Source organism: Plectonema cf. radiosum LEGE 06105 (assembly GCF_015207665.1).
Lineage (GTDB): Bacteria > Cyanobacteriota > Cyanobacteriia > Cyanobacteriales > Nostocaceae > Rivularia > Rivularia radiosa_A.
This window is the reverse complement of record NZ_JADEWL010000096.1, coordinates 20,904-27,124: the sequence shown is the minus strand read 5'-3', so window position 1 is coordinate 27,124 and position 6,221 is coordinate 20,904. Positions and strand designations below refer to the sequence as shown.

Annotated in this window: 8 protein-coding genes; 6 read left to right on the top strand and 2 right to left on the bottom strand. The window is 36.7% G+C overall.

Going from position 1 to position 6,221, the window contains the following annotated elements; genetic code table 11:
• Positions 1-188 precede the first annotated feature (188 nt).
• Together IQ247_RS22435 and IQ247_RS22430 are read left to right on the top strand one after the other, a co-directional pair.
• The gene (locus IQ247_RS22435) at positions 189-1,376 is read left to right on the top strand and encodes a glycosyltransferase family 4 protein (protein WP_193923411.1); all 1,188 of its coding nucleotides are present in this window, start codon (positions 189-191) and stop codon (positions 1,374-1,376) included.
• A 50-nt stretch (positions 1,377-1,426) separates the two neighbouring features.
• Positions 1,427-1,798: a DUF2237 family protein gene (locus IQ247_RS22430; protein ID WP_193923410.1), complete on the top strand. Its 372-nt coding sequence runs from the start codon at positions 1,427-1,429 to the stop codon at positions 1,796-1,798.
• Between the two features lie 282 nt (positions 1,799-2,080).
• Here the strand turns inward: IQ247_RS22430 and IQ247_RS22425 are convergent, their stop codons facing one another.
• Both IQ247_RS22425 and IQ247_RS22420 read right to left on the bottom strand, forming a co-directional pair.
• Entirely contained in the window at positions 2,081-2,266 is a 186-nt protein-coding gene (locus tag IQ247_RS22425) for a hypothetical protein (RefSeq protein ID WP_193923409.1), read from the bottom strand.
• Between the two features lie 210 nt (positions 2,267-2,476).
• Positions 2,477-3,154 (bottom strand): L,D-transpeptidase family protein, encoded by a 678-nt coding sequence (locus IQ247_RS22420; protein ID WP_193923408.1) that lies wholly within the window; start codon positions 3,152-3,154, stop codon positions 2,477-2,479.
• A 238-nt stretch (positions 3,155-3,392) separates the two neighbouring features.
• On the opposite strand from IQ247_RS22420, the gene IQ247_RS22415 reads away from it, so the two are divergent.
• From IQ247_RS22415 to IQ247_RS22400, 4 genes are all read left to right on the top strand, one after another.
• The gene (locus IQ247_RS22415) at positions 3,393-4,247 is read left to right on the top strand and encodes an FAD-binding domain-containing protein (protein WP_193923407.1); all 855 of its coding nucleotides are present in this window, start codon (positions 3,393-3,395) and stop codon (positions 4,245-4,247) included.
• Between the two features lie 590 nt (positions 4,248-4,837).
• Positions 4,838-5,050 carry a DUF6888 family protein gene (locus IQ247_RS33655; RefSeq protein ID WP_375341244.1) on the top strand — a complete coding sequence of 71 codons (213 nt, stop codon included), beginning with the start codon at positions 4,838-4,840 and terminating at the stop codon, positions 5,048-5,050.
• Positions 5,040-5,234, top strand: coding sequence for a DUF6887 family protein (locus IQ247_RS22405; RefSeq protein ID WP_228059959.1), 195 nt, complete (start codon positions 5,040-5,042; stop codon positions 5,232-5,234). The genes IQ247_RS33655 and IQ247_RS22405 overlap by 11 nt, the downstream gene beginning before the upstream one ends.
• Before the next feature lie 303 nt (positions 5,235-5,537).
• The gene (locus IQ247_RS22400; protein WP_193923405.1) at positions 5,538-6,212 is read left to right on the top strand and encodes a Uma2 family endonuclease; all 675 of its coding nucleotides are present in this window, start codon (positions 5,538-5,540) and stop codon (positions 6,210-6,212) included.
• Positions 6,213-6,221 lie beyond the last annotated feature (9 nt).

Here is a 6,221-nt window from a genome sequence, read left to right as displayed (position 1 = left end):
GGATGGGGGGATGGGGATAATATCTTCTAACCTTTGACCTTTGACCCATTTCCAAATATTTTTGTCACCGAATTGTTATAACGACTCAAAATTGAGTAATTATACTCCCGTCAAAAATAGCGTTCGCATTTTTAATTATTTTAATTGGTTAAAAAAATCAACAATTTGTAAAGAGTAGGGAGTAAAAGATGAAAATACTGGTACTAAGTTGGGAATTTCCTCCTCGTATTGTTGGTGGAATTGCCCGTCATGTTGGAGAATTATACCCAGAATTAGTAAAATTAGGACATTCGGTTTACTTAATTACACCGGAATTTGGAGAAGCACCACTTTTTGAAGAAGTCGAAGGAATAAAAATACATCGGGTACCCGTACCAGCGAGTAATGACTTTTTCCACTGGATAGTCAACATGAATGAAAGCATGGGACGACAAGGTGGTAAATTAATGTTAGAGGAGGGTGCTTTCGATCTAATTCATGCTCACGATTGGTTGGTTGGAGATGCGGCGATCGCCCTTAAACACACGTTCAAAGTTCCTCTAATTGCGACCATTCACGCTACCGAATCGGGACGACATAACGGTATTCATAATCATACTCAAAGCTACATTCATTGTAAAGAACATGAACTGACTTTTGAAGCTTGGAGAGTTATTGTTTGCAGTAATTATATGCGTCGGGAAGTGGAACATTCCCTCGACAGTCCTTGGGATAAAATTGATGTAATTTATAACGGTATCCGTGCTGAAAAAAAGCAGCATCATCAACAGTTTCATAAACAAGATTTCCGCCGTCAATTTGCTGAAGATGATGAAAAAATCGTTTATTATGTTGGTCGCATGACCTATGAAAAAGGTATATTTGTATTACTAAATGCAGCACCCAAAATACTTTCGTCCATGGGAGATAAAGTTAAATTTGTGATTATTGGTGGTGGTAATACCAATCAACTCAAACAACAAGCTTGGGATTTGGGAATTTGGCATAAATGCTATTTTACCGGCTTTATAGCTGATGAATACTTAGATAAATTTCAAACAATTGCTGACTGTGCGGTATTTCCCAGTCTTTACGAACCCTTTGGTATAGTTGCGTTAGAGAGCTTTGCTGCTCGCGTACCAGTAGTAGTTTCTAATACAGGCGGTTTTCCAGAAGTAGTTCAACATACCAAAACAGGTGTTGTCACTTATGTTAATAATCCAGATTCTCTTGCTTGGGGAATTTTGGAAGTGTTGAAAAATCCCGGTTATTGTCAGTGGTTAAAAGATAATGCTTACTCCGATTTAGAAAAGCGGTTTAATTGGACGAAAATTGCTAAGCAAACAGAAATAGTTTATCAGCAGGTTATCAAGGAAAGAAAGCTGGTTAGTTGGTAATTAATAATTGATAATTGGTAATTGGTAATTGATAATTGATAATTGGTATTATGTCAGAAGCAAAAAACGTACTTGGAGAAAAGCTGCAACCTTGCTGCACTTCTCCGATGACAGGATTTTTACGGAATGGAATGTGCGATACTGGACCTCAAGATTTTGGTGTACACGTAGTTTGTGCAGAAGTGACAGAAGAATTTCTCACCTACACGAAATCTATGGGAAATGATTTGAGTACTCCTGTGCCAATGTATGATTTTCCCGGTTTAAAACCAGGGGATAAATGGTGTTTGTGTGCTTCTCGATGGAAAGAAGCAATGGATGATGGAGTCGCACCAAAAGTAGTTTTATCTGCTACTCACGAAGCTGCATTAGAGTATGTTTCTTTGGATGAATTGAAGCAACACGCTGTTGATAATGATTAGAAATTAGTTTTTAGAGACGCAATATATTGCGTCTCTAAAAAAGCGAATATAGGATACCAAGTAAGTTGGCAGAAATAAACAGAACTATGTTACAGAATGTAAATTAACCTTAAACTCTTACTCCGACTGCCGACTGCCTACTGCCTTGTCCCAATTACAATTTTCAAGGCCAACCTACTTAACTACACAATAAAAGTCCACCTGATTGGACTAATTATTTTTGACTTATACAGACAGGCTTCGTTTGTGTAGTAATGGTTTGAAATACCGTTCAAGATTAAATTAAGCTTGTGTGAATTGTTCTAAAACGACATTTACTATGAATTGTACCACTGTTGATGAAACATAATATTCTTGAGTTTCTTCGTTTATGCGAACTGGTACATTCTCAATGGAAACAACCTTACCATTAAATTCTACATTGTACTTGACATTTTTCTCAACTAAAATTTCCTGTGAATTATCCATCTTTATTTCCCCTGACTCTAATATATGATCGTAGTTAAGCTGATGAAGGTGATAAATATTAATCGCAATATTATTATATTTATTAGCTAAAAAATATCCTATACAAACCACCTCAATCCAACCATCTTACCAAAGTTTAGATATTCCTTTAGGATGGGAACTGATAACAGACGGTAAAGCGACTAATAAATAATCCCAAGGAAGTAAGCGTTAAGGAACAACTTCTACTAATGTTCCCACTTTAACTACGTTGTATAACTCATCGACATCTTGATTTTTTAGTGACGGACAACCCCAAGTCCAATTTTGTTGCTTATCTATAATTTCATCGCTTCCTTGGAATACGCCATGAATACCAACCTGACCACCGATAGAATTAAACCAGGAAATTTCACCTTGACTTTTGGCTTGAAAATGCTTTCTCCAAGATACAGCATTGGGATAATCTAACCAGATAAATTTAGACCATGAAGGATGAGGATATAAATCTTTAATCCGAAAAATACCTTCAGGAGTGCGTCTGTCACCTTCTTGCAGCTTATCCCCTTTCGGACTACTACCAAAAACTACGGGATAAGATTTAACCGGGTGTTTGTGATAGTAAAGCGTAATTCTATATTTGGATTTTTCAATCAAAATTGAGGTTTTGGCTTGATCTATGTTTTCTCCAATTAGTTCTTCTATTGTTTGACTGTAATTTAGTAATTCGTTTCCAGACACGGGATAGTGAATAGCTTGCAGTGATGGACAACCTTTAATACATAAAACTTCTGTAATATCCGTCAATGGAAAAATAAATCCCAAGCGAGCTAGTAGAAAATATAGTGCAGATGTGCTAAAAATTAAAAGCAAAATAATTTTTATTTGGTTTTGATATTTTAAATTCATTAGATTTCAAGTAATAATAGCTACATTATTTTTTACGTGAATCAACTTTAACATTTAAGTCGGGTTGACGGGATATAGCGGTTTTCAATTGGGTGCAATACAAATAAAATTGGTAAAAACTGGGCGGACAAAGATGTCCACCCCACGATTTGAATGTATTCTAATCAACCGAAAACCGCTATATTTACCATCCCCAATACTCTATTCCCCATGCCCTATTACCAATGCTCTATTACCAATGACTAACGAAATGCGTCGCGACTTTAACCACCGTCAAGAATTGATCGCTTACCTCAAAGAACAATTTCCCGAAGCTGCAAAACGAGACGAACATATTAGCGAAACCGTAGGTGGACGTAAAGCCGCCGAAAAAGCGTTACAAAAAGTAGACCCCAAGTATTACGGGAAAACACGTAATTTTTTGAGTGGTGGAGTTACCAAACTTTCCGCTTATCTGCGTTACGGTGTTGTGAGCTTGCGAGAAGTGCGAGACTATGCATTAAATAAAGTTAGCAATGATGACGATGCGACAAAGTTAGTTAACGAATTAGGTTGGCGCGACTATTGGCAAAGATTGTATGTAAAATTAGGTGATGGTATTTGGGAAGATAGAGAAGAATATAAAACAGGTAACAGCATCGCCGAATATGCAGCGGATTTACCCGAAGATATTCAACAAGGTAATACAGGATTAGTTTGTATTGATAATTTTAGTCAAGAATTGCGCGAAACTGGTTATCTACACAATCATATGCGGATGTGGATTGCAGCATATATCGTACATTGGCGGCGAATTCGCTGGCAAGCTGGCGCTAAATGGTTTTTAGAACATTTGTTAGATGGAGACCCGGCGAGTAATAATATGTCATGGCAATGGGTAGCGAGTACCTTTAGTCATAAACCTTATTTCTTTAATCGTGAGAATTTAGAACGTTATACCGATGGGGTTTACTGTAAGGAATGTCCTTTATATGGAAAGTGCGATTTTGAAGGTAGTTACGAACAGTTAGAAGAGAAATTGTTTCCTAAAAAAGAGTTTACAAATAAGCCGAATAGTCAAAGTTATCAGAAAGGGAAGAGGAGGAAAGGGTAAAAGGTAAAAGGTCAAAGGTCAAAGGTCAAAGGTCAAAGGTCAAAGGTAATATAATGTAGGTTGGCTTCACGGCGCACGAATATATTTATGAGTTTACGAAAAATTAAGATGCGCCGTAACCCAACATTGTATTATCGGTATTTTATATAATTTGACATTTGAACAACATCGCCGGTTACGAAAAGATTAGAATTGTGAGTGGAAAATTTCGGAGTATCTTGTATGTAACCCAACCTACTCACTTCTGTTACCTTAAATAAATATACAAATACGAAAACGTCGCGGCTATGTCTGTTGCCAAATTACCTATACCAGTAATTGGTAATTGGTTAAAGAATGTAAAATGTAGGTTGGCTTCACGGCGCACGAATATATTTATGGTTTATGAAAAATTAAAATGCGCCGTAACCCAACATTGTGTTATTGATTCTTTCTAATATCTCACACTTGAACAAAAACAATCATGTTTATCCGCAATGGTGATGTTGGGTTACGACACGATTAATATAAATTGTCGTTAAAAAATTAAAATTGATTTTCGTGTCTAACCCAACCTACGAAATGCTTCTATAGCCTGCATTGTGAGATGATTGAGCTATAGTAAAGAAGAGGTAGAATACTTGCTGACAACTCAACAGGCGTTTCGATGCTTCCAACTGTGTCAAAACCTTACAAATATGTACTTTTCTGTAGATATGGTGCGTTTAGATGAAAGAACTGGTAACGCCATTATTCTTGCAGGAGAAGAAATTGTGATTGAGATTTACCCGAATGGAAATTGGAGGTTTGTTAATGAAATCTGACTTTCAAACGATGACAATGAAAGAACTAAAAAAATACGTTCTAGAGAATCGAAATGATGAAACAGCATTTCAGGCATTAATGGAACGTGTTGATGCTCAACCTCAAGATCAAGTTTATGGAGAAGTCGATGCTGAGGAGTTTTCTGCAATACTTGAACAACATCGTCGCTTTCAGAAAGATTAAGATAGCTAACTCCAAATCTTTGTATCAGAATGTAGGTTGGGTTCACGGCGCACGAATATATTCACGGTTTACGCAAAATGAAGACGCAACCTAACCCAACATTGCGCTTACAGTGCTTCAGAAAATTCTGTATTTTAATAATAATATTTATCCGTAATGCTGATGTTGGGTTACGACACGATTAATATAAATTGTCGTTAAAAAATTAAAATTGATTTTCGTGTCTAACCCAACCTACAAACTAAATAGATATACAAATGCGAAAGCGCGATAGCGAAGCGCTGCTGCAAGCAGATCGTAATTATGTCAGTTGCCAAAGACTTACCTATACCTAACGAAAATGATGTAATATTTCCTCCAGGGGATTTAGAAAGCAACGAACCACCATTAGAAAGCGAACTGCATCTACGTCAAATCATCTTGCTGCTTCAGTGTTTGGAACAATTGTGGCAAAATCGCAATGATTTCTATGCTGGGGGAAATCTGACAATTTATTATAGTTCGCGCAAGCGTAAGCACGAAGATTTTCGAGGTTCCGATTTTTTTGTAGTTTTAGGTACAGAGCGCAAAACTCGTAAAAGTTGGGTAGTTTGGGAAGAAGATGGTAAATACCCAAATTTCATTATCGAACTGCTTTCAAGTTCAACCTCAGCCACAGATAAAGGTTTAAAAAAGCAGATATATCAAGATATTTTTCGTACACCCGAATATTTTTGGTTCGATCCACATAACTTAGAATTTGCTGGTTTTGTTTTAGTTAATGGTAGATATCAACCAATTGAATCAAACGAACAAGGATGGATGCTTTCCGAACAAATAGGTTTGTTTTTAGGAATATATCAAGATAAATTACGCTTTTTTACGAGTGTTGGTGAATTAGTTCCTACACCAGAAGAAGTCGCACAGCAACAGAAGCAAAGAGCCGATATTTTGGCTGCGAAGTTGCGGGAATTAAATGTTGATCCAGATACCTTGTGAAGAAATTAC